This window comes from Flavobacterium sp. ABG (genome assembly GCF_001027725.1).
In the GTDB taxonomy this organism is placed as follows: domain Bacteria; phylum Bacteroidota; class Bacteroidia; order Flavobacteriales; family Flavobacteriaceae; genus Flavobacterium; species Flavobacterium cupriresistens.
In genome coordinates, this window is sequence record NZ_LEKS01000006.1 from 242,780 (window position 1) to 268,241 (window position 25,462).

General features: G+C 35.4%; 21 protein-coding genes. 4 read left to right on the plus strand and 17 right to left on the minus strand.

The features are described 5' to 3' along the window. Positions 1-272 precede the first annotated feature (272 nt). The 12 genes from AB674_RS08690 to AB674_RS08745 form a co-directional block, all read right to left on the minus strand. Positions 273-515, minus strand: a complete 243-nt coding sequence (locus AB674_RS08690; protein WP_047775688.1) for a GlsB/YeaQ/YmgE family stress response membrane protein — start codon at positions 513-515, stop codon at positions 273-275. Between the two features lie 44 nt (positions 516-559). Continuing rightward, positions 560-1,267, minus strand: coding sequence for an aquaporin Z (gene aqpZ, locus AB674_RS08695; RefSeq protein WP_047775690.1), 708 nt, complete (start codon positions 1,265-1,267; stop codon positions 560-562). Between the two features lie 29 nt (positions 1,268-1,296). After that, entirely contained in the window at positions 1,297-1,653 is a 357-nt protein-coding gene (locus AB674_RS08700; RefSeq protein ID WP_047775692.1) for a DoxX family protein, read from the minus strand. 84 nt (positions 1,654-1,737) lie between these two features. Continuing rightward, on the minus strand, positions 1,738-2,634 hold the full coding sequence (locus AB674_RS08705) for an EamA family transporter (RefSeq protein ID WP_047775693.1): 897 nt from the start codon (positions 2,632-2,634) through the stop codon (positions 1,738-1,740). Positions 2,635-2,926: 292 nt separating this feature from the next. After that, positions 2,927-4,066: a peptidylprolyl isomerase gene (locus AB674_RS08710; RefSeq protein ID WP_047775695.1), complete on the minus strand. Its 1,140-nt coding sequence runs from the start codon at positions 4,064-4,066 to the stop codon at positions 2,927-2,929. Between the two features lie 27 nt (positions 4,067-4,093). Beyond that, entirely contained in the window at positions 4,094-5,170 is a 1,077-nt protein-coding gene (locus AB674_RS08715; protein WP_047775696.1) for a peptidylprolyl isomerase, read from the minus strand. A 15-nt stretch (positions 5,171-5,185) separates the two neighbouring features. After that, on the minus strand, positions 5,186-5,827 hold the full coding sequence (gene gldI / locus AB674_RS08720) for a gliding motility-associated peptidyl-prolyl isomerase GldI (protein ID WP_047775698.1): 642 nt from the start codon (positions 5,825-5,827) through the stop codon (positions 5,186-5,188). Positions 5,828-5,833: 6 nt separating this feature from the next. Next, on the minus strand, positions 5,834-6,838 hold the full coding sequence (locus tag AB674_RS08725) for a DHH family phosphoesterase (protein ID WP_047775699.1): 1,005 nt from the start codon (positions 6,836-6,838) through the stop codon (positions 5,834-5,836). Between the two features lie 162 nt (positions 6,839-7,000). Continuing rightward, positions 7,001-8,236 carry a voltage-gated chloride channel family protein gene (locus AB674_RS08730; protein ID WP_047775701.1) on the minus strand — a complete coding sequence of 412 codons (1,236 nt, stop codon included), beginning with the start codon at positions 8,234-8,236 and terminating at the stop codon, positions 7,001-7,003. Between the two features lie 160 nt (positions 8,237-8,396). Continuing rightward, positions 8,397-8,780, minus strand: coding sequence for a RidA family protein (locus tag AB674_RS08735; RefSeq protein ID WP_047775703.1), 384 nt, complete (start codon positions 8,778-8,780; stop codon positions 8,397-8,399). Between the two features lie 166 nt (positions 8,781-8,946). Next, complete coding sequence (locus tag AB674_RS08740; RefSeq protein WP_053004226.1) at positions 8,947-9,252, minus strand: chaperone modulator CbpM; 306 nt, start codon at positions 9,250-9,252, stop codon at positions 8,947-8,949. Next, on the minus strand, positions 9,242-10,159 hold the full coding sequence (locus AB674_RS08745) for a DnaJ C-terminal domain-containing protein (protein ID WP_047775706.1): 918 nt from the start codon (positions 10,157-10,159) through the stop codon (positions 9,242-9,244). The genes AB674_RS08740 and AB674_RS08745 overlap by 11 nt, the downstream gene beginning before the upstream one ends. A gap of 303 nt (positions 10,160-10,462) precedes the next feature. Here AB674_RS08745 and AB674_RS08750 point away from each other — a divergent pair, with 303 nt between their 5' ends. The 4 genes from AB674_RS08750 (at position 10,463) to AB674_RS08765 (ending at position 15,681) form a co-directional block, all read left to right on the plus strand. Next, a complete protein-coding gene (locus AB674_RS08750; RefSeq protein ID WP_047775708.1) occupies positions 10,463-11,203 on the plus strand; it encodes a hypothetical protein in 741 nt (246 codons plus the stop codon). 181 nt (positions 11,204-11,384) lie between these two features. Continuing rightward, a complete protein-coding gene (guaA, locus tag AB674_RS08755; RefSeq protein WP_047775709.1) occupies positions 11,385-12,914 on the plus strand; it encodes a glutamine-hydrolyzing GMP synthase in 1,530 nt (509 codons plus the stop codon). Positions 12,915-13,177: 263 nt separating this feature from the next. Then, positions 13,178-15,280 (plus strand): LysM peptidoglycan-binding domain-containing protein, encoded by a 2,103-nt coding sequence (locus tag AB674_RS08760; protein WP_047775711.1) that lies wholly within the window; start codon positions 13,178-13,180, stop codon positions 15,278-15,280. Then, on the plus strand, positions 15,280-15,681 hold the full coding sequence (locus AB674_RS08765) for an OsmC family protein (RefSeq protein ID WP_047775713.1): 402 nt from the start codon (positions 15,280-15,282) through the stop codon (positions 15,679-15,681). The genes AB674_RS08760 and AB674_RS08765 overlap by 1 nt, the downstream gene beginning before the upstream one ends. 573 nt (positions 15,682-16,254) lie before the next feature. Here the strand turns inward: AB674_RS08765 and AB674_RS08770 are convergent. From AB674_RS08770 to AB674_RS08790, 5 genes are all read right to left on the minus strand, one after another. Next, complete coding sequence (locus AB674_RS08770; RefSeq protein WP_047775715.1) at positions 16,255-17,634, minus strand: Gfo/Idh/MocA family protein; 1,380 nt, start codon at positions 17,632-17,634, stop codon at positions 16,255-16,257. An 84-nt stretch (positions 17,635-17,718) separates the two neighbouring features. Further along, positions 17,719-19,059, minus strand: a complete 1,341-nt coding sequence (locus AB674_RS08775; RefSeq protein WP_047775717.1) for a DUF3472 domain-containing protein — start codon at positions 19,057-19,059, stop codon at positions 17,719-17,721. A gap of 109 nt (positions 19,060-19,168) precedes the next feature. Further along, positions 19,169-20,866, minus strand: coding sequence for a RagB/SusD family nutrient uptake outer membrane protein (locus tag AB674_RS08780; protein WP_047775719.1), 1,698 nt, complete (start codon positions 20,864-20,866; stop codon positions 19,169-19,171). A 10-nt stretch (positions 20,867-20,876) separates the two neighbouring features. Further along, positions 20,877-23,972, minus strand: a complete 3,096-nt coding sequence (locus AB674_RS08785; RefSeq protein ID WP_053004227.1) for a SusC/RagA family TonB-linked outer membrane protein — start codon at positions 23,970-23,972, stop codon at positions 20,877-20,879. 1,004 nt (positions 23,973-24,976) lie between these two features. After that, entirely contained in the window at positions 24,977-25,303 is a 327-nt protein-coding gene (locus tag AB674_RS08790; protein WP_047775721.1) for a helix-turn-helix transcriptional regulator, read from the minus strand. Positions 25,304-25,462: the final 159 nt, after the last annotated feature.

The following is a 25,462-nucleotide window of genomic DNA, read 5'->3' on the forward strand; positions in this document are numbered from 1 at the left end:
TTTCTACTTATTTTTAAGCTTTACCTTTTTGTTTTCCACTTTTAGTTTCTCGAAATGTCATGGAGTCTCAAAGTTTTTTTTTCTGCTTTTTCATTAAAACTTTGCGATTTTGCGACTTTGCGAGATTTTTACGTCCTGTAACTTTTGAACTTGTTTCGCTTTATATGATGTTCGTTAGTAGTTAAACATAAAAAAAGAGAAAAGCGAAGGGGTTACTTCACTTTTCTCTTTTTTGCGATTGTAGTAGTACTGTATGTCTACTTATTTCGGGATTATGATTTTTTTATGAGGCTGATAATAAACAACAAAACCCATGCACCTCCAGCGGCTATAATAATCTGCCATAACAGTCCGCCACCGCCAATGCCAAGTTTAGCTGCCAGCCATCCGCCAAAGATTCCACCAATTATTCCAACAATAATATTACCAAAAAGGCCAAAACCACCACCTTTCCATAATTGACCTGCTAGCCATCCTGAGATTGCTCCAATAAGTAAAAAATATAAAAAGCCCATAAGTTTATGTTTTATAAGTTATTAATTGATTTTGAATCTTCGTTTTACGCTTCGTCGTGATTCTGCAGTAAGGTTTTGTATATAAACCCTGCGACTATAGCCCCTAAGATCGGTGCCACCCAGAATAACCAAACTTGTGATAATGGTTCTCCGCCAGTGAAAACAGCCTGAGATAAAGATCTTGCAGGATTTACAGAAGTATTTGTGATTGGAATACTAATTAAATGAATTAAGGTCAATGCCAAACCAATTGCAACTCCGGCGAATTTTCCGTTGGCAAATTTATCTGTAGCACCCAAAATTACCAATAGGAAAAATAAAGTCAGAACAAATTCAGCTATAAAGGCAGATTGTAAAGAATAACCATCAGGAGAAAAAGCTCCGAATCCGTTTGAGGCAAAGGCTCCGGCTTTGGTATTGTCGATTGCAAAACCCGCTTTTCCGGATGCAATAGTAAACAAAGTACCAGCGGCTGCTATAGCTCCAACGCATTGTGCAATGATATAGGGAATCAGGTCTTTTGCAGGAAATCTGCCTCCGGCCCATAAACCAAATGATACAGCGGGATTAAAATGTCCGCCTGAGATATGCCCGACAGCGTAAGCCATTGTCAGAACCGTAAGACCAAAAGCAAGTGCTACACCGGCAAAACCAATTCCTAAATCAGGAATTCCTGCTGCAAAAATTGCACTACCACAACCTCCAAAAACTAGCCAATAAGTTCCAAAGAACTCTGCAAATAATTTTTTCATAGTAAATAATTTTAATTAATATTTAGTTGTTAACGGGTATATAGATACGCCCATAAAATCAATGCGACTTGTAAGGGCAAGCGTACTAATAGAATGATATTTAACAAAGAAAAACCCTTTTTGCTCTTTTGAAACATATACCAATTGGCAGGAAATACAGCAATCAACAAAGCTATAATTCCCCAAGCAGCAATAACTCTCGAAAAAGGAAGGGTGAGGAGGATGCCTAGAATAATTTCGGCAGCTCCACTTAAACTATTTAATAATTTGGGATTCTGAAAATAAGGGGGAATGATTCTGATGTACATTCCCGGGTTTTTAAAATGATTGATTCCGGCAATTATATATAGAAAAGCCATTAAATATAAATGCCAAGGTAAATTCATGATATCTTGTTTATCACGAATTTATAAAAAAATTAACAAATATTGTATTATTAAGCTCTTTTTTTTGGAACTATATAAAATAGATTATTTTTTGCCTTTAAAATTTACATTCATTATAATGATAGCCAGAATGATTAGGATAATTCCAACCCATTGTAAAAAGATTACTTTTTCATTCAGTAAAAAGTAAGCCATCATTACCGAAACCGGAAGTTCAAGTGCTGAAACGATACTTCCTAAACCAATTCCGGTTAAAGGAAAACCAGCATTCATAAGCATTGGAGGGATGATCGTTCCGAATAATGACAATACAATTCCCCATTTCAGGAAAATAGCAAGGTTAAAAGGCGTTACTTGAGTAAAAAAAGCAAAAGAAAACACAATTACAGCACCACCCAATAGCATGTACAAACTACGTTGTGCCGATGAAATTTCGGTTGCAACACGATTAGCAGTAAACATTGTTGTTGTAAAAGAAGCTGCAGCCATAACCCCCCAGGCGATACCTCTCCAATCAAGGACTACATCATTTTGAATGATATTGGTTGCCAGTACAGTTCCCACGAGTACAATAAATACGGCGATCACTTTTTGTTTAGAAGGTAATTTTTTCTCTAAAATCATTTCAAGTAAAACCCCCATCCAAACGGTTTGCATTAATAAAACAATACCAATTGAAACCGGAATAAACTTTACAGCCAGGTAGTAGAACAAACTGGTCATTCCCAGAGAAGTTCCTGCTGTCATTAAGCTAATGATATTTTTAGGAGTAGCTTTTACTACTTGATTTTTATTTCTTATTTTCTGAAAGGCATTGATTAATAAAATCCCTGCAATTCCAAGTACAAATTGAGATGTTGTTACCTCGGCTGTGGTATATCCTTCTGAATAGGCCATTTTTACAAAAGTGGCTAACATTCCGAAAGTTGTAGCGCCTAAAGCAACTAAAAATACTCCTTTTAATACATTGTTTTGTGACATTCTGACTTGTTTAGTTTAAAAAATTAAAGCCGGCAAAGGTAAGCTATTTTGTTTAGGATTTAATGTTAAAACTGTGATAAACTTGTTAGCCCTTAAGTATCAGGGTTTAGTTCTTTCTTAGTGTGATTTCTCGTTCGTTGAAATGGCGATAGAGAGAAAAAAAGAGCTTGCAGGAGATAAGAAGATATGTTAAATGTTGGCAGACAAGGTTTAAGTTTTAGCCAATAAAAAAACCATCAGAAAATAATTTCTGATGGTTTAATTTTTAAGTAACAACCGAAGTCTGAAATAATTATTTCACAGGTTGCGTATTGTAAGTTTCGATTTCGAAAACTAAAGTTGCGTTTGGTGGAATCACTCCTCCGGCACCTTTTTCTCCATAAGCTAAATTAGAAGGAAGAAAAAAGATTGCTTTTTCTCCGTCGGTCATCATGTCTAATGCTTCGATAAAACCCGGAATCATTCCGTCTTTTTTACCAACTGCAAACGGAAAAGCCTGATATCCTTTTTGCGCATCTCTGTTCGCATCATATTTACCATATGCTTTTGCTACATTGGCAATGCTACTGTCAAAAAGATTTCCATCTTCAAAATAACCTGCATAGTGGAAATAGATATTACTTCCTTCCGCTAATTTTACTCCGGAGCCTTTTTGAGTGATTTTATATTTTAAACCGGAAGCCGTTGCAGTTGCGGTAGCTTTAGTAGCGGCAAAGTAAGCTGCTTTTTCGGTGACCACTTTTTGACTTTCGGCTTTTTTAGCTTCTCCTTTTTTAGCATCATCACTGATCACTTTTAAAGCATCAAATTTCTTAGCAGCAGCACCTTTACGTGTAATGGTAATTTTGGTCATCACATCGTCCTGAACAATTTTATTCACAACATCCATTCCTGAAACTACGTGACCAAAAATAGTATGTTTGCCATTCAACCAAGGCGTATCTTTATGTGTGATAAAAAATTGACTTCCATTGGTAGCCGGACCTGAATTGGCCATAGCTAAAACACCACCTTTTTCAAATTTTAAATCTGGTACAAATTCATCTTTAAAAGAGAATCCAGGACCTCCCGAACCGTTTCCGTCCGGATCACCACCCTGAATCATAAAATCATTGATAACTCTATGGAATTTTAATCCGTCGTAAAATGGCTTTCCTTTTAATTTTTCCACTTTTACATTAGGGTTTTTTCCTTCAGCTAAAGTGATAAAGTTGGCTACTGTTACAGGCGCTTTTACATACTCTAAAGACAAAACAATGGTTCCTTTAGTTGTAACAATTGTTGCAAAAATTCCTTCAGCGGGATTTGTTGCTTTCGGAGCTACTTTTGTTGTAGTTGTTTTTGCGGCCGGTTTTGCAGCCGGTTTTTTGGTTGCTTGTGCCTGAATATTGACTACTGCCAGGCAAAATAAGAATAGAAGTTTAAATTTCATTGTATTTAGAATTTAAGTCTATGTTAATTATTGTGGTTTCTCTAATAATTGAACTTCAAAAATGATATTCGCATTTGGTGGAATAACTCCTCCAGCTCCGGCTTCTCCGTAAGCTAAGTGTGCCGGAATAAAAAGAACCGCTTTGTCTCCAAAAGAAAGTTTCTCGATTCCTTCAATAAATCCCGGAATCATACCGTCTTTACGACCTGCCTGAAATGGAATTGGCTGGTAACCTTTTGCTTCAGCTCTTGCAGCATCAAATTTTCCGAAAGTTTTGCAAACCTCTTCGATACTACTGTCAAATAAAGTTCCGTCTTCTAAAAATCCTGCATAATGAATGTACAGTTGTGTTCCGATCGCCGGTTTTTTACCTGTACCTTTTTCAGTAATAACATATTCTAAACCAGTGCTTGTTTTGGTAGCTTTTGGTTTTAAAGAAGCATAATAAGCTACTTTTTCTTTCTGAACTTCTGCGTATTTACCTTTTTCTTTTGCTATTTCTGAAAAATAGTCGTGAAATACTTTTACAGCATCAAACTTTTTTGCAGCTTCACCATTTCTGATAATAGTAACAGTGGTGATGTTATCGTTTTGAACTACTTTATTAACGACATCCATTCCTTTGTCCACTACATGACCAAAAATAGTATGTTTTCCGTCTAACCATGGTGTTTCAACATGTGTGATGAAAAATTGGCTGCTGTTTGTTCCCGGACCATTATTTGCCATGGCCAAAACACCACTTTTGTCAAATTTTAAATCAGTGAACTCGTCTTTAAATTTGTATCCGGTATCGCCAGAACCTGTACCTAAAGGATCTCCGGTCTGGATCATAAAATTCTCAATAACACGGTGGAATTTTAATCCGTTAAAAAATGGTTTCTTTTTAAGATTTTCATCCGTTACAAATTCATTTTTGCCTTCTGCTAACGTTACAAAATTGGCAACTGTTATAGGTGCTTTTTTATAATCTAACTCAACAATAATGCTTCCTTTATTAGTTTCAATTTCAGCGTATAAACCATCCGGTAAGTCACTGTGTTTGTCTTTACAAGAATAAAACGAGGTAGCGGCTAATAGTAATATTAAAATACTCTTTTTCATTTTTTAAATGTTGTTTTATGGGTTTAAAGTGTCTTTTTTAGTCTGAACTACTGGCTTTGGAGCAACCGGTTTTGGAGTTTGTGTACTCGGTGTCGTTGCTTTTGGAGCTTCTTCAGGTGTGAAATTTTTAAGGGTAACGGTACAAATTAAGGATTGATTGGTTCCTATTTTTTTATTGTCTCCATGGTAACCATAGGCGATATGTGATGGAAATAAGAAGTTTACAGTTTCGTTTTTGCGCATCAATTTAATTCCATCACGCAATCCCATCATGATTTCTTGTTTGTCTACATGATAGATTTGCGGGCCAAGTTCAGCTTCGGGATAGATAATTTTACCTTGTATGTCTTTTATTTCCAGATTATAATAAGCTATATCTCCTCTTTTTGGACGTAACGTATCAATCAGATTTTGTTCCTCATAAGCATACCAATAGCCTTTTTGTGAAGCAAAATACTTTACTTTGGGATTGCTTTTGATTATTTTTTTGATGATATCTTCTTCACTGGCAACTAATTTTTTGTTCCGATCAGCTGATTTTTTCATGAAAGTACCCGAAGTTCTTGAAATAGGTCTTCTGGCTTCTTCGTGTTGTTTACAGCCTACCAATAAAACGGCAAAAAGTAGGGCACAGCTGCTTAGTTTTAAGTAGTTCATATGGGGTTATATTTTTAGTTTAGTTACTAAATCTTCAAATTTTTTGATGGTCTCTTCCATAGAAACATCAGATCTTCCACCAGCGGCATTGCTGTGACCTCCACCATTAAAATGATCTCTGGCAAACTGATTTACATCAAATCCTCCTTGCGAACGAAATGATATTTTGATGATTTTCTCGTCTCTGTTTTCTATAAAAATAGCCGTAAAATTAATTCCTTTGATGCTTAATCCATAATTAACGATTCCTTCTGTATCGCCTTTTATGTAGTTAAAAGAATCTAATTCGTCCTGTGTAAGCGTTGTATAAGAGGTTTTATGCTCTTCAAATACTTTCATGTTTTGCAAAGCACGACCTAACAATTGTAAACGGCTGTACGAGCTATTATCAAATAAAAGTACTGGAATCTGCGTATTTTCGACACCCAAATCAATTAATTCGGCTATAATGCGGTGTGTATTTCCGGTAGTTCCGGGAAAGCGAAAAGAACCTGAATCGGTTAGGATTCCGGTATAAATACAGGTAGCAATGGTTTGGTCTAAATCTTCTTTTTTATCTAAAAAGGAAATGAAATTGTAAACCATTTCACAAGTAGAACCAAAAGTAGTATCAGAGTACATATAAGTCGCATAATCATCAGGTCTTTGATGATGATCGATCATAATAAACGGAGCTTTTAGCTTGGCTAAAGTATGTTCCATTTCACCCGTGCGATGAAAAGCATTAAAATCAAGTGTAAATACGATCTCTGCTTCTTCTAATATTTTAGTACAGTTTTCGGTGTCTTTTTCAAATATTTTTACGGTTTCCGAACCTGGTAACCAAGCTAAGAAATCAGGGAAATCATTAGGTGCAATCACCGTTGGCTGATGATTGTTTTTTAATAAAAAATGGTATAAACCCAACGTAGATCCCATGGCATCACCATCTGGACCTCTATGCGGGATTATAGCGATTTTCTTTGGGGTTGCGAGCAACAATTGTATCGCTTGAATATCTTGTATTTTCATAGTGTGCGAATTTACATTTTTTTAATGTAATGCTGAAAAGATTTTAGAGATTCTTGGGTTTCAGTTTATAGCCGTGGTTTCAGTTCTTAGTTTTCAGTCTCAGTCTCAGTTTTCAATTCACATTTCACATTTCACAATTTTGATCTTGAACTACAAAAAAAATCAAAGCCACTTCTGATACAACTTATATTTAGCACCCTTGACAATCTGCGATTTATAAATCCCTACCGAGCCTGAAGAAAAATAAGCAATGGTACAGGCGATCGCAATAAATAGCCCGGGTTGAATTCCAAACAACTCCATTCCCATAATGGTGCAGGCAATGGGAGTGTGGGTAGCACCCGAAAACACGGCTACAAAACCCATTCCGGCCAAAAGGGCTATTGGCATAGGAACGACAAGAGAAAGTGCGCTTCCTAAAGTAGCTCCGACAAAAAATAACGGAGTTACTTCTCCGCCTTTAAAACCAGCTCCTAACGTGAATCCCGTAAATAGAATTTTGAGTAAAAAGTCATACCACGGATTTACATTTGAAAAGGAATCCACAATGACAGGGACACCCAAACCAGCAAATTTAGTAAATCCGAAACCTGCAATGGCAATGGCCAAAACGATTCCTCCTACAAATGGACGCAATGGCGGATACTTAATGTTTTTTGAAAATAAAGAACTCCAAAAATGAGTAGTTCTCGAGAACAGCAAAGCTGCAATGCCAAATAAGAGGCTAATTAGAATGGTATAAAATAAGTTCGTAAGATTGATTTCGGGCACATCGGGAATGCTGTAATGCGTGTGTTTGACCTGCCAGAATTCAACCGTAAAATAAGCGGCGTAAGCCACTAAGAAGGATAAAATAATACTTTTAAAGTTGATTTTACTAAAGTACAGTACTTCCAAAGCAAAAATTGCTCCCGCCAAAGGTGTTCCGAAAACAGATGCAAAACCCGCACTGATCCCGAGAATAATCAGAATTTTTCGCTCTGATTGCTCTAGTTTAAAAAGTTTTGTAAACTGATCGGCAATAGCGCCTCCCATTTGTACTGCTGTACCTTCGCGTCCGGCAGAACCACCAAATAAATGGGTGAGTAAGGTTCCCGCAAGGACCAAAGGAGCCATCTTGAACGGAATGGTTTTCTTTGGGGTTTCGTATTCTTCCAACAATAGATTATTGCCTTTTACAACCGATTCTCCCCAGTAATAGTAACTCAATCCAACAAGTAATCCACCAATGGGTAAAAACCAGATGATCCAGTTGTGGTGGATTCTAAATTGTGTAATCCATTCTAACGAAACTAAAAAAAATGCTGAAGCCGATCCTGAAAAAAAGCCTATTAAAAGACAAATGAGAATCCATTTAAGGACTGTCAGGAGTGTAGTTTTAGAATCAGGTAGAGCCATTTGTAGGTTTAGTTTTTTTAAACACGAATTTCACAAATGTACACGAATTTTATTTTTTTTGCCACAGATTAAAAAGATTCGCACAGATTGTTTAATTATTTTAATCCTTTAATCTGTGGCAAAGTAATTAGCGCAATTAGTTTAATTCGTGGAAAAAAAATTACTGAACTACAGCCGTAAATTCAATTTCAACTAAATATTCTGGAGCAACCAATTTACTGATTTCATAAAAACCCGTTGTCGGTTTTACATCTTTAAAAAAAGAAGAATGCGCTCTGGCAACCTCTTCAAAAGTGGTAATATCGGTTGTGAAAATACGGGTTCTGATTACATCTTTCATTCCAACATTCAAATCTTCCAGCACTTTTTCTACACGTTCGAGAATGTTAAAAGTCTGTGCATACGCATCGTCAGCTTTTACTTTGTCGCCATCAACAATTGCCACAGTTCCTGAAACTTCAATGATATTGCCAATGCGTACAGCGCGACAATATCCCATTTTGTCTTCCCAAGGTGATCCTGTTAAGATGTTTTCTCTTTTCATTTGGTAGTATTTTATTGAATTGTTTTATTCCTTTTTTAAAACAAATCCCGGTTAGTTAATTAGGCTGCAATTTATAAAATAGGAAACTGAAAAGCGCAAATTTTATTTGAAATCACTTTCAAAATCAAGCTTTTTTGTGATATTTTAAGAAATCGTTTTTTAAGATCTACTTGGTTTGATGGTGTTCGAAAAGTCGAAGTTTATTTTGAGTTATCGTTAAGTTTTGTTGTAACGTTTCAATCTTACTTAATAAATGCGCTATGGCATCAATTCCTTCAAAATTAATTTTCAGATCATAATGCAACCGGATCATTTTTTCTATGGCAGGCAAGTGTTTAAGGTGCAGGTATTCGTCATCTTCCTGAACAATAATTTCTACCAATCCGTAATTATTTAATTCGGTTATAAAGGTGTATTCAATTTCGTGATACGTGCAAAATTGTTTGATCTGGATTAGATTTTTATTGCTCATGATTGCTTATTTTAGATAATTCTTCAAATAATCCTTTTTCCTTTTGGGATAATTTTGTGGGGAGTTTTAAAGTATAAGTAATGTATAAATCTCCAAACTGACCTTCTTTTTTGTAGACCGGAAAACCTTTTCCTTTTAATTTGACTTTTGTTCCGGGCTGTGTTTCTTCGGGGACTTTTATTTTTACTTTTCCGTCAAAAGTGTTAACGAAAATCTCACCTCCCAGAATAGCGGTGTATAAATCGAGAGCAACATCGGCGTATAAATTATTGCCTTCGCGTTTAAAATTAGAATTGTTTTCTATGGTGAAGGTAATGTACAGATCACCGCCGGGGCCTCCATTTGCTCCTGGTCCGCCATGTCCCGGAATTTTTATGATTTGACCGTTTTCCACTCCAGCCGGAATCGTAATCCGGATATTTTTACCATTTACCGTCAGATTTTGTTTGTGCGTGGTGTACGCGGAATCCAAATCTAATTGTAGTTCGGCATTATAATCCTGGCCCCTGTATTTGGATTGCCTTTTGTTGCCGCCAGTTGAACCGTACATGGAATTGAAAAATTCAGAAAAATCACTACCGGAGAAATCACCTCCTGAAAAGTCATTATAATCAGAACTGCTTTGTTGCTTGGTTTGCTGTTGTTGATTAGGATTGTAACCTGCTTTTTCAAATTCGTCCGCATGTTTCCAGTCTTTTCCGTATTTGTCGTATTTTTTTCGGTTTTCGGGATTACTTAGGACTTCATTGGCTTCGTTGATTTCTTTGAACTTTTTCTCCGCTTCTTTATCGTTTGGATTCAAATCTGGATGGTACTTTCGAGCCGCTTTTCGATAGGCTTTTTTTATTTCGGCGTCAGTAGCAGACTTTGTTATTTCTAATGTTTTATAGTAGTCGATATAATCCATTTTTCTAGTTTTTAATAAAGGTAGATTAAAACATTGAAATTAGGAATAAGTTGTTAATTATCAAAATGATATATTTTTTTAAAAGAAGAATTTAACTAAGGCGTAAAATAGCATCGGTATATTTTTGTGGTATTGAAAATTTAGTTTTTTGATTTTTTGGCAGGTTTTTTGTTTCCAAAAATTAGCCTAATATATTGTTATAAAAGTCTTAAAGTTGTAGTGCCTAATTAAATTATGCTATTTTTGTGAAGCTACACTTGATTTTATAAAAATTATAAAAGCCTATTCGATAATACTTTTTCAATGAAGCAAATTCTATTTTTCATATTATTTTTTACTGCTGTAACTGTATCAGCTCAAACTGAATTCAGTACAAAATTTAAGTCGATTCCGGCTCCAAAATTTAGTGCGAAACCTAAAAAGATCCCGTCTCCGGAAATCAAAAATCCTGCGGGAACTAACTTAGATGTTCCAAGTATAAAAACACCTAACGTTTTTGATAATACCAGTATTACTCCTAAGTCTAAATTTCAAGTAGGAGAGCAGAAAAGCACTTTTACAATGTCAACCGAAACTGATTTTGCCAATCCCGGAGATCGTTATGTTGGGAAAATGGAAAAGGATTTGGATAAGGCCGTAAAAGAAGCGGGATTAAAAGAAGGCAGAGGACCATTAGTTAGAAAAAATCTTGAATTTGGTGATATTTATACAAGTTCTACTTATTTTATTATAAAATGTCGTGATGCCGGAGCAATCGATGGTGATATGATAAAAGCAGTTTTTAATGAAGATGTTGTAGTAAAGAGAATGGTGTTAGAGTCCGACTATCAGGAATTTAAAATAACTTTTAATGAAGGTTTTAATACTTTCGAATTAGAAGCACTTAATATCGGAAGCCTTGGAGGAAATACAGGTGGATTTGAAATCTACGATGCCGAAGGTAATCTGATCTTATCTGATTATTGGAACAACCTGGATACAGGATTTAAAGCGAAATTTGTTATCGTAAAACAGAAAAAGCTTCTTACAAAAGCTGCAAAATAATTTCAAAAAGACATAAAATTTAAAAGGTATAAAAGGAAAAGCGGGTTGCTATTTGTTTTTTTACACCTTATAAACCTTTGTAACTTCGAATCTTTGTAGCTAAAATCAGAACAATGAAAAAAATATTAGTTTTTTCATTGTTCTGATTTTTCAAATTCGAATATAAAAAGTATTTTTGCGCATGCAACACAACGTACTTATTTTAGATTTCGGATCGCAATATACTCAACTTATTGCGCGTAGAGTTCGCGAATTAAATATATTCTGCGAAATTTTCCCTTACAATCACTTTCCAAGTGATTTATCACCTTATAAAGCTGTAATTTTAGGAGGAAGCCCATTTTCTGTTCGTGCAGAAGATGCTCCACATCCTGATTTGTCTCAAATTCGAGGTAAACTTCCAATGTTGGCAGTTTGTTACGGAGCACAATATTTAGCGCATTTTAGTGGTGGAGAAGTAGCTGCTTCTAATACCAGAGAATACGGTAGAGCTAATTTGTCTTATATTAAGGAGAATGAAGTTTTCTTTAACGGCGTTTCAGAAAACAGCCAGGTTTGGATGAGTCACAGCGATAGTATCAAAGCTTTGCCGACAAATGCAGTAAAATTGGCAAGTACTCATGATGTAGAATATGCAGCTTATAAAATTGAAGGCGAGACAACTTACGCGATTCAATACCATCCGGAGGTTTTTCACTCTACTGACGGATCAAAAATGTTAGAAAACTTTTTAGTTAACATTGCTGAAGTTCCTCAAAACTTTACGCCAGGTGCTTTCGTAGAAGAAATGGTGGCAGAATTAAAAGAGAAATTAGGTGATGATAAAGTTGTTTTAGGATTGTCAGGAGGAGTAGATTCTACTGTAGCGGCAGTTTTATTACACCAGGCAATTGGTAAAAACCTGTACTGTATTTTCGTAAATAACGGTTTACTTCGTAAAAACGAATTCCAAAATGTATTAGATCAATACAAAGGAATGGGATTGAATGTAAAAGGAGTAGATGCAGGAGATCGTTTTCTTGGCGAATTAGCCGGAATCAGTGATCCTGAAACCAAACGTAAAACAATTGGTCGTGTATTCATTGAAGTTTTTGATGATGAATCACATTTAATCGAAGACGTAAAATGGTTGGCTCAGGGGACTATTTACCCTGACGTAATTGAGTCGGTTTCTGTAAAAGGACCATCGGCTACAATTAAATCACACCACAATGTTGGTGGATTACCGGACTATATGAAATTGAAAATTGTAGAACCACTTAGAATGCTTTTCAAAGATGAAGTAAGAAGAGTTGGAGCTACTTTAGGAATAGATCCTGAATTATTGGGAAGACACCCTTTTCCGGGACCAGGATTATCCATTAGAATTTTAGGAGATATCACTCCTGAGAAAGTTCAGATTTTACAAGATGTTGACGCTGTTTTCATCGATGGATTAAAATCTTGGGGATTATACGACAAAGTGTGGCAAGCCGGAGCGATCCTGCTTCCTGTAAATAGTGTTGGTGTAATGGGAGATGAGCGTACTTACGAAAAAGTAGTAGCGCTTAGAGCCGTAGAATCTACCGACGGTATGACTGCCGACTGGGTACATTTACCTTATGATTTCTTAATGAAAGTATCAAATGATATTATCAATAAAGTAAAAGGAGTAAATCGTGTGGTATACGATATAAGTTCTAAACCACCTGCAACAATTGAGTGGGAATAGTATTATTTTTATAGTAAGGCGTTACAATTTGTAACGCCTTATTTTCTTAACTCCGGTACGTATATCAAAAATACGGATGAATTTTTATGCGAATAAATGCAAGAAAAAGGAAGAACAGGAGTTATATAAGTAAAGGATTATTGTTAAGATCGGAATGGACTGAAGACAATAATCAAAAAAAAACAAGCCGTGCGAATCCTGCTTTAAGCAAAAATTAGTATCTTGTTTTTTGAATTAAAAATTAAATTGTTTTAAGCCCCATTATGAAATATTATTTTACATTATTGTCTCTCGTTTTTTTAGTAACCTGTTCTGCTTTTTCTCAGGAAAAGGTAGTGAAATATACAGTTTCGAGCGGAGAAACAATTAATCAGATTGCTCAAAAATTTAAGGTAACTCCTTACGATATTTATCAGTTAAATCCGGATGCCAGAAAAGCTTTAGCTCCTAAGACCGTACTGTTAATTCCGACTAAAGGAGATAAATCAACACCTGCTAAAACGGAAGTAACTTCAACGAAGCCAAATACATCAGGAAAAACAATTGTGCATGAAGTACAGCCTAAAGAAACACTTTTTGGGATCGAAAAAAAATACGGTATTTCGGATGAAGCATTAAAAGCCGCCAATCCATTTTTAGTGACTAATGGTTTGCAAATTGGTCAGACGCTTACTATTCCATCAAAAGGAGCTGCAGTTAAAACTACTGCCGCAGTAAGTCCTAAAGCCACTAAAACACCAGCTCCTGAAAAATACATATATCATGATGTTGTGCCAAAAGAGACCAAATATTCTATTGCAAAACAATACAATACAACGGTTGAAGATTTAGAGAAACGTAATCCGGATATTGTAGCAAATTTAGAAGTTGGACACCGAGTAACGATTAAAGGAACCGCTCCAAAAACAGAAGTGGCTACCCCGGTTGTTGCTAAAGTTGTAAAACCGGTTGAAACTAAAAAAGTTGATGAGTCTTCAAAAAAAGGCACAACTTATATGGATTATCAAGTGAAACCAAAAGAAACACTTTATAGTTTGTCAAGAACATTTCAATTAACTCAGGCAGAATTAACAGAATTGAACCCTTCTCTTTCTGAAGGAGTGAAAGAAGGAATGGTTTTAAAAGTGCCATCTGGATTCCTTGCACCAACTCCAATTATTGTTCAGCACCAACCAACTGAAAAAGCAGTAGAAAAGCCAGTTGATAATTCCGGTTCAGGAGCAATAAAAATTGTTGAAAAAGTAAAATCGGAAACGACTTCTGCGAATCCTGAAATAGTTGAGTTGACTAAAAAAAGAGGACAAGGTGAGCGTAAAAAATTAGTTTTATTAATGCCTTTTAATTTGGCAAAAATGCAGACTGATACCGTAAGTACTGCAAATAGAATTAAAAGCGATAAATTTTTGAACATGACTCTTGATTTTTATTCAGGAGCGATGATGGCAATTGACTCGGCGAAGACCTTAAAATTACCAATTGATGTGTCGATTTACGATTCGCAAGAAACAAAAAGTACTTCCAATGTATTGAGTTTAATCGCACAGAATAAATTGCAGGATGCCGATGCAGTGGTAGGACCTTTTTATCAAGGTAATGCAGAAAGTACCGCTAATGCATTGCATTCGTACAATGTACCGGTAATTTCTCCACTATCAAAAGATGCGGCCAATCCAATTGATAATTTGTACCAGTCTATTCCAACAAACGATGTCGTTAAAAATGCAGTTTTTGACTATATGCGTGCTAAAAACGGAAACATTGTTGCGGTAGTAGATAAGAAAAAGGAATCGGTTGTTACCTATATTAAGCAAAATCAAAAAGGAGTTGTTTTTGCTGCTTTAACAGAGACCGGAGGTTTAGATGCAGCAAACTTAAAAAGCTTGTTATTGCCTAACCGAATGAATTATGTGGTAATGGAAACGGCTAATACCGCTATGGTAAAAGCAACAATTAAAGCATTGATTGACGCACAAAAAACTTGTCAGGTGCAATTGGTGATTTTAGAACCAAACAGTACTTTAGATACAGACGAAATTAGTTTTGAAAATTTAGTAAAATTGAAATTAATGTATCCGTCAGTAACTCGTGAAAGTGATGAACCTGGTGTTTCAATCTTTAAAAAAGAATATCGATTGAAAAACAAAATAAATCCAAATACGTATGCGACTCGTGGTTTCGATGTAACTTTTGATACTATGATGCGTTTGGTTCAGGGTAAAACCTATCAGGAAACAGCAGATTTAATGACGACTGAACAAGCGGACAATAAATTTCAATATTACAAAAAAGAAGATGGCGGACACGCAAACAAAGGTGTTTACATTTTATATTACGATTCAGATTTAACTTTAAAAGTAGCCAATTAATGACATCAAAAGTAACCTACTTAGGGGATTTAAGAACAAAATCAATCCACGTGCAATCCGGAAGTGAAATCATTTCAGATGCACCAATAGATAATAACGGAAAAGGAGAAGCATTTTCTCCAACAGACACCGTAGCAAACGCTTTAGCAAGTTGTATGATGACGATTATGGGAATCAAAGCTCGTGATATGGAAATCAATATCAATGATTCTACAGCCGAAGTAACTAAAATAATGAACGCTGAACCAAGACGCATCGGAGCAATCGAAATTGTTTTTGAAATGAAAGGTACAACAGACGAAAAAAGCAAAACAATCTTAGAGCGTGCCGCGATGACTTGTCCGGTGTTTTTGAGTTTAAACAGTGAGATTGAAAAACGAATTACTTTTAATTGGAAGTAGTAATTTGTGTTTTTTAAAATAAAGAAAAAGAGGTCGTTGCATTAGTGTAGCAGCCTCTTTTTTCATTAATAAGCCCCAAAACGGCTTTTTTTCTTATGCTACGAGACTCCATATAACCCAGTTATCAGAAAAACGAAAATTACACTTTTTATCCAATCGAAAAGATCATTCAGCTTCACGATGAAAAGATCGCTCCCTATAAAGTATGTTGAGGGAAAAAGATGGGATGATGGAAAAGTTGGAGAAATTGATTGAAGGGAAATAAGATTTGCACGCAGATTTGGCAGATTTGGCAGATTTTTTCTGTGATCTTCCGTTAAAATCCGCCGAATCTGCGTGCATATTTTTTTTAAACTCTTTTAATAGTGCCCTTTGCATGCTTTGTGAAGTCTAACCTCACGCTAAGTTTTTTTTCGCAAAGTTCACAAAGCCATAACTAAGTTTTGGGGAGCTTACGTTTTTTCTCTGCGCCTTTAGCGGTAAAATAAGCGCAACAATAATAAATATTAAAATTGAAAAAAGGGCATCTAATAGATTTAAGATGCCCTTTCTCACTAACTAACCAAGAAATATTTAATTTGAAAACTCTAATTTTTGTAGTTTGTTCCAACCCCCACGTGTGAAATCAGGAATTTCTACAGGAGCTGAATTGTTGTCAAGAGAAATTTCTGTTAACGGACCTAAGCAAGACCATTCTGCTAAATCGTAAACGTCCATATCTAATGGCAATCCTTTTTGAAGACAGTAAATCAATCGGTAGTCCATTACGAAATCCATTCCGCCGTGACCGCCTACTTTTTTAGCTTGCTCTTCGATATCTTTTACAATTGGGTGTTTGTATTTTTCCATCAACGCTTTTTTAACTTCTGCAGGAACAAAAGAGTGAGCGCTTAATTTTTCGTGATTTGGTTTTACATCATCCCCTAATTCTTTACCGTCTAAAGCATAACCTTCCATTGGATATTTATTAGCAAAACCTTTAGTTCCGCTCAATTGATACATTCTGCTGTATGGACGAGGAGAAGTAACGTCGTGTTGAATTTGAATAGTTTTTCCGTTTTCAGTACGAATCATCGTCATTGTATGATCTCCATTTCTGAAATCTTTAATTTCCTTTCCAGATTTTTCTTTGATGTAAGCCGGGTTTCCAACAGCTTTTGTATCCATAGAAACTAAGAAATTCATTTTATCGCCACGGTGAATATTAAGTGCCTGACAAGCCGGTCCCATACCGTGAGTAGCATAAATATCACCACGATGTTTGATATTGTAATCCATTCTCCAGTTGTTCCAATACTCACCCCAGAAAGGTTGTAAACCATGAATATAAGATCCTTCTGCATGAAGAATTTCTCCAAATAGACCTTGTTGTGCCATGTTTAATGTCGTAAGTTCAAAGAAATCATACACACAGTTTTCAAGCTGCATACAGTGTTTACGTGTTTTTTCAGAAGTATCGATCAGTTCCCAGATTTCTTTCATTGTCATTGCTCCAGGAACTTCTATTGCAACGTGTTTACCATCTTTCATAGCCTGAACACCAATCATAGCGTGGTGTTTCCAGTCTGTTGCGATGTATACTAAATCTACATTTGGTAATGCTGTAACTTTTTTCCATGCATTTTCATCACCATAAAATTCCTGTGCTTTTGCAAGTCCTTGTTTGGTTAAGATTTCGTTTGCTTTAGAAGTATTTTCCTGTGTCATATCACATAAAGCGACAATTTCAACACCAGGTATATGAGTCATGCGTTCTACTGCTCCGGGGCCGCGCATTCCAAGACCTATAAAGGCAACACGTACGGTTGGTAGTGGTGTTGCTGCCAAACGTAAAACGTCAGTTTGACCTTTTGCGCGTGATGGGGTTTTGGTTTTGATCATTTGCGCCGATACAATTGCTCCACAAAACAAAATGCAAACGGTTAAAATGAATTTTAAATTACTAGTTTTCATAATTAATTTGATTTTAAATGATTTGATAATCTACTAGATCGATTATCGATAATATAAGTAGTTTTTGTTTTTATTAAAGATTATCTACGGTAAAGTAGTGAAATTTATTTCCGGTTTTTTATTCGTTAATGGTCTTGTAAATGTAGTTTTTGGAGTTGTAAAATCATTAAAAAAACCACCATTTTTCAGGAAAAAAGAACCATTTTCTGCACCACCGGCAAAATCCATTCTGTATTCTTTTGCACCCGTATTGTCGTTTGTAAATCGAGCGGTATTAATTTCTGACCAAGCACCTTTATCATCGCAAATCCATTGATTGTTGAATAACACTTTACGCGAGAAATCTCCTTGTTCCGGAACGAAATTTTCTAAGAAAGAATGAAATCTTTTTAAATAAGTATTGGTTTCAGGGCGATTAAAACTCGCAATTAACAACCATTTGTTTACTTCAGGAGCGAAGAAATAAGCAGTGTACGTAGTGGTATTATTTCCGGCTGGAAGTCCGCGTAGTAAAAACTTGTAGGTTGTACCGGCTTTCCAGTTGTATTTTAGATAACTCTGTCCGCCTGAACCTTCATTTCCGAATTCGCCTGTATATACATTTTCTCCTTTTTTCAACATTTTAATTTTATGAGAATCAGGAATACTGTTTGGATCATCAGTAGTAAACGGACTCCATACAGAGAATAAAACTCTTCTTTCTGTCGATGAGTTTACCTGAATTCCGAAATAACCTTCACCAAAACCATTTGCCATAAAATAAGAACCGATTTTGTCTTCGTTTTCAGGGATTGTCAATTCGTTGTAATACCATTCGGCATTGATGCTTTCCTGTACTTGATAATTTAAGTGAACAGATGGACCACGTCTTCCCCAGTGATAGAAACTACCTTCGTTATTAGGGACATAGGCTATTTTACCATCATAATCAGCACTGGCAATCGTTAAACGACTAATAGACGGAAAACGATCGCCTGTTTTGCTGATTCCTTTTATTTTAACAGCTACATAACCGGCTTGTTTAATCGTCCAGGTTCCTGCGATAACTGCTTTTTTTGTGGTGGTAAAATTTACTTTTTTAGACTCGTTGTTTATCGAAAATTCTACTTCTGATTTTCCATTCACTTCAACAGATTCTTCAACAGTAATTTGAAATGTTCCAGGAGTCGAAATTTTAAAATAAGCAGTAAAAAATTCGTTGGAATCAGTCCAGTTTTCTATTCCATTGTCTGTAATCGTATTGTTTCCGTCTAAATGTTTAGAACTATAGGCATTTCCTCCGAGTGGCAGAGAAATTGTTGTTTTTGGGTTTTGAATTGTTTCATTTTTCGGTGGTGTATCCTGCTGGGTATCATCATTATTATTGCTGGCGCATGAAAATGATACTAAAGAAGCTGCAAAAAACAAGTAAAATATATTTTTCATAATTTGAGGTTATTGGATTAGAATTTATTCAACTATTTTTAAAACAACCTCTCTAATCTTTTTTAATTAGAGAGGTAATAAACAAACAAAAAACAAATATTTAAAATGATTACGGATTCTGGGTTAAAGTCCCCGGATATGCGTTTATTTCTGATTGTGGAATATATTGTACTACACGAAGACTAGTTGCAGGTACATCTATTAATGGCAGATGAGGACCAGGATAGCGACGTGTCATGGTTTGTCCGTTTCTGTAAACATCATAACCACGTTGTGCTTCAAAAGCTAACTCTAATTGACGTTCTTCATCGATGAGTTGCGCAGCATTAGTACTGTTTAATGAAGTATATCCGCCTCCAACAATTGCTCTTTCACGGATGACATTTAAATTAGTCAAAGCATTTCCATAATCTCCTTTTTTAGCATAAGCTTCAGCCATGTTCAGATACATTTCTGCCAATCTCGAAATAATAGGCGAGTGCAAGTGTGAATCATTATCCTGTAACGAACATTTTGTAATGTAGAACATAGGATATACACGATTTAATAGCATCATATAATCTTTTTCGCCTACATAAGTTTTACCTGCATACGAAATTGAATAGTTATTTTCGGCAGCATTTACGACAGTAAGATTGTAATCTACGTTTGCTATAGTAATATAATAAGAACCGTCAGTTTTAGTTTTAAGAGGTTGTTGGATATAGTTGAATCCAGTTTGTGTCCCCGCTGCATTAAATGCATCAGTTATAAAGCGGAAAGCTACTGTTTTATTATTAGAAGCATCTAAAGCATATTGAGGTTCAATAAATGCCCATCTTGCATCTTTTTTCAGCCCTGATTTTCGCAATAAATCAAGATATTCTGCACTAGCGTACATTTCTCCCCAGCCTTGACCCTGAAGATTTGCATACATACCGCCAATACCATAATAGTGATCATAACCTGAGAACTCAGATGCTACACGTTTAACGGCAAAGATCGTTTCGGTTTGTCCGCTTGCATCTGGTGCAAAAGTATTATATTTCATAAAATCGGCTCTGCTAAGTAAATTATAGCGACCACTCAAAATAACTTTTTTAGCATAATCAATAGATAAAGTAGCGTATTCTTGATTTGGTGTTTCGTAAGTTCCACTCATATATAAATATACTCTTGAAAGCATTGCTTGTGCCGCTTCTTTGGTTGCATACGCTGCAGTTCTGTTTTCGCTCATTAAAGCTTCTCCTTTTTTAAGATCGCTAATGGCCTGCTCATAGGTTGCTTTTACGGTAGCTCTGTCTGGTAGGCTTATGTTAGCGATGTCTTCCGGTAATCCATTTACAATTGGTACGCCCAAATTAGTTTCCGGAGATTGTGCATAAGGTCTGCCATATGTTTTGCCTAAATAAAAATAAAGCATTCCTCTTAAATAATAGGCTTCTCCTAATTTTTGATCTAATACGGGGTTTTCTCCTTCAGCAATCATTTTCATTAAATCACTTGACTGTGAGATAATTTTGTAACTATTGTTCCAGAAAGTAGCCAACCTGTCATTATTCGGAATATGTTGATAGGATATAAAAGAGTAGAAGGAATCAGTAGAGGTTCCTCTGATCATGATGTTGTCTCCCGGATATTCTCCCACGCGGTGCATAACATCCGACCAGTCTCTAAGTTGTGCATAACACCCGTTAAGAAGTACATCTACGGCAGCTTCTTTATCTTGTAGAATTTTATCTTTTGTGTAAGCATTAAATGGTTCTCGCTCCAGTTCACATGAAGATAGAAAACTAAGCGCAATAAATAGTATGAATATATTTTTCATGATTTTGTTTTTAAAGAGAAAGATTAAGGCCTAATACAAATCTGCGGGTTTGAGGGTATACCGAGGTTGCAACTCCAGTTATTGATCTTACGCCATTTCGTTCAGATGGTGGTATCTCTGGATCAACACCTGAGAAATCAGTTATCGTAAACAAGTTTTCGCCAGCTACAAATATTCTAAGGTTTGATATGTTCAAACGCTCAATGTTTAGATTATATCCAAATGAAATGCTTCTCATTTTTAAATATGATCCGTCTTCTAAGAAACGCGACGAGGCTTTATTCGAGTTACTAGGATTATTGTATATGGCTTGCGGGTGTGTGGCAATATCGCCCGGTTTTTCCCAACGGCTCCATCCTTTTTGAAGGTTCATTTGATTACGGTCTGTATAAGCTCCATCTGAATCAAATTCTGCACGTGCATAATTGTAAATTTTACCACCTACTGAATAACTGAATGTTGCTCCAAAGTCGAAATTTTTATAATTTAAAGTAGTCGAAAATCCTCCAAAATACGATGGTGTGTAAGCGTCAATAGCAACACGATTTTTTGAAGCTTCTGAATAGCTATAGGTTTTAACACGTTCTCCTGTTGTGGCATCCGTTTTAAACCATTGTGGTTTTCCATTTTCAGGATCTACACCGGCCCATTCCGTAAGGTACCAAGTGTCAACATCGATTCCTGGTTTTAATAGTTTATCTGCTGAACCTGCAATACCAGTTCCGTCACCAACAATAATTTCTTTTCTTGTTCCGTAAAGGCTTGTTACTTTGTTTTTGTTTGTACCGATATTAAAGTCAACATTCCATCTCCAATTTTCAGTTTTAACAATATCGGCATTAATAGAGGCTTCGAATCCTCGGTTGTTTACCGCTCCGACATTTCTCCAGATACTGGTCACTCCGATTACTCCCGGCAAAGGGACCTGGTATAATAAACCCGAAGTGTCTTTGTCATAATAATCTAATGTCAAATTAATTCTTTTAAAGAAACTGACATCCAAACCAATACCGGTTGTATATGTTTTTTCCCAACTTAAATCAGGGTTTCCAATTTGAGAAATTAATGCTCCGGAATTACCATTATAACTATATGATTTTGTTGATGATGCTAATGCGTATAAAGGCAAGTGGGGGTATAGACTGTTAGGTCTGTTTCCTCCCGATCCGTAACTGGCTCTAAGTTTTAAGTTCGTAACATAATCAGCATGGAAGAAGTTTTCTTTGTGAATGTTCCAACCACCACTGATCGAAAAGAAGTTACCGTACCTAGCGTTTTCTCCAAAATTGGAAGCTCCGTCTCGACGTAATGAGAATTGCGCCATATATCGGTCATCGTAGGTATAGTTAATGTTTGCTAACATCGATTGTATTGCAGATTGTCTTCTGGTACCGCCTACTTTTTCAGGAATGGCAGCCACATCGGGAATTACAAACCCGGGTGCAATACCTGTGGCAATTCCTTCTGATTCTTTTGCGTCATATTCATTCCATTCGTAAGCTGCAACTGCATTTATAGCATGTGCTCCGAAGGACTTGTTGAATGTTAATAATTGGTTGCTAAAGAAACGGGTATAACCGTCGTGATTATTCTGAACTCTTCCTTTTACAGATAATCCTCCTGAGGATCTGGGGTCAGTATAGTACATGGAATCTTTATTTGAAAAAATGTAGTTATTTGTAGAGGTAAAAGTTAACCATGGCGTAAATTTGATATCAAAGTCTAAGTTACTTCGTACATTGTAGCTTTTTGATTCTCCGTAATTCCATTGTAAATCATACAAATAGTTAGATCCGGTCGTATTAACCCAAGTTGGATTTGGTTGGTTTCCTACCAAAGTTCCATCTTCTAAATAAGGACTGTCCCATGGCATATTGCGATACATAGCGCCTACATCATGTTGTTTATCTTCTGTTCCTGTACGTGTAACATTTACCTGAGGGCGTATGGTCAGCCAGCTGTTTACTTTGTAGCTAAACTTGAGAAGTAAGTTGTAACGTGTATAGTCGTATCCTTTTATAGCTCCTGTTTCATCGTAGATACCAAGAGAAACATAACTTTTAAAGATGTCACTTCCACCATTTACAGATAAGTTAAAATCTCTTGCAAGACCAGTTCGTGTTGCATTTTTCCACCAATCATAATTTTTGTTTCGCAATTCTGGTTTCCACCACCACGCATTGCTAAAATCCTGTTTGTTTGCAAAAGAATCATACAAATCATATAATTCCTGCCCATTCATGACGCTAAAATTACCATTATTTACACTAGTCGCGGCAGTTTTGATAGAGGCATTAATGGATGCTTTGCCATTTTTTCCACTTTTTGTAGTAACAACAATAACACCATTTGCTCCTTGTGAACCATACATAGCTGTAGATGCCGCATCTTTAAGAACCGTTAAAGTTTCAATATCGGCCGGGTTCATATTTCCTGAGTTGCTACCCACAATAACACCATCAATAACCCATAAAGGATCTGTACTACCGTTAACAGTTGTTTTACCACGAATAACTATTTTTCCAACATCACCAGGCTGACCGGATCCCGAGCTTACATATACCCCTGTCGCTTTACCGGCTAGTAAGTTTTCTACAGATGGAGTTGTAGCGTCAATAAGCTTTTTACTGTTCAGCGTTTGTAAAGCTCCGGTTAAACTCTCTTTCTTAATTTTGCTGTATCCAACAACAACTACTTCGTCCATTTGTTGTCCGGCTTCTTTCATTGTAATTTTCAGACCACCGTTTCCAGCAGGGGCTTCTATTTCCTGCATTCCCAGAAAAGAGAATACTAATATTGTAGAAGCATTTGGCACATCTATAGCAAAACTACCGTCCATATCAGTCTGAACACCTGTTTTGGACCCTTTTATAATAACATTTACGCCGGGGATTGGAACCCCTTTTTCGTCTACAACTTTTCCTTTTACTATTTTTTGGAATGCTAATAAACTGATTTTGTTCAAAGCTTTTTCATTAGCAGGAGCAGCAGCATCGGCTGTCTGAAAGCTTAATGACAAAAGTGAAACTAAAGTCGCTTTTAAGCTTTTTTCAAGTACACTATGCAGACCTGAATTTCCAGGTTTTTTTGCAAATACTTTTTTCATACTCTGGTTTGGTTTTGATTAATAAATTGAATCTTTTGTTTAGTAGGTTTTTCTTTTTTACAGTCAAAATTTAGTTTTTAATAAGGTCATTAGGATCGTTTTAATTCACAAAAAAAAGAGTGAAATTGAACTAAAAAAAGACCACTAAATTTTAATTATTCGACGAAACTATCGATTATATTTTTATTAAACAAGAAAAAATGTGAAAAATGTGCTCGAACACACAAAATTCGTGTTCTCGAGCACATGAAAATATCAAAAATGCGTTTTTAGATATAAAAAGATTAGACTTTTTTAAAATATTGTATAAAACAAGGAGTTTTTGTATTTAATAGGAATCTTTGACTAAATATTTTGTTTTTAACGAATAGTAATTATTTGATTTCTATAAATAAGAATATGCTAAATTTTTGTATTTATACTAATGATAAAATGATAATAACCTTCTAAAAGAAAATAGATTTCGTGTAGCAAAAATTGCTAATTATATAAAGCTACCAGCATCTACTAAAGATTAAAATAAGCTCTTTGAAATTATTATAAAAGTATATTTTAAGGATCATTTTTGATTGTAACAATTTGAAGTGATTATTAGATTTGTAAATTAATAGTGCGAATAGGAATTAAAGTAAATTTGTTTTTTCGGTTGGTAATTTCTTGCTCAACATATTTTTGACAGACGACAGCAAATAATTAGTTATGGAGTTTAAAAGCGATCGTAGAAGAGTACATTTTTTTGACTGCTAAAATTTAGAAAAACAGAAATCGGCTTTAGTTCATACAAAGTTCAAAAATAAGAAGATAGTAGTGTCGCCCTGAAAGATTTTCAGAATAATCTTTTGGATAAAAATGGCAGAAAGAGATGTTTTAGATTCTTATGTCTGACGAAAAGGAAATAGGTTAATTATTTTTTAAAGGATATAAAAAGGGATTTTTTGAAATTAATTAATAAGGATATATAATTTTAAAACTTGCACTTTACTTTTTTCTGTGCTATAAAGTACTTAATTTTCATACTTTTTTAATTTCTCTTTTAATTCTTTGTTTTTTTCTTTCAATAATTCTATATGTTCGATGATGAATTTAGGAATTGTAAAAGTTTCCTCTTTAATGGAATAGTCTACTTGATTAGTTAGAGGAGTATCAATTTCGTAAATTTCTTCTTTTTTTACATTTAAGTGTTTTGCTATCTTAAGCCATTCATTTTCAGATATGTTTTTTAGTCCTTTTTCCCTTCTGGAATAGTTGGGTTGTGACATCCCTAGTAAATCTGCTAATTCTTCTTGTGAGATCCCCTTGTTTAATCTTGTTTGGAGCAATTTTTTTTTCATTGGTTTTGGTGTTTTCGAGTAAGTATTCTTTTATTTTTTTGATTGAAAATACGTTTGGTTAGCATTAGAATAGAGACGAAAATACTGATACTTTTTTTGTTTTGCAAGGAAATTAGTAAAAAATGTGTTCGAACACAGTTTTATTGAATGCAGATATGA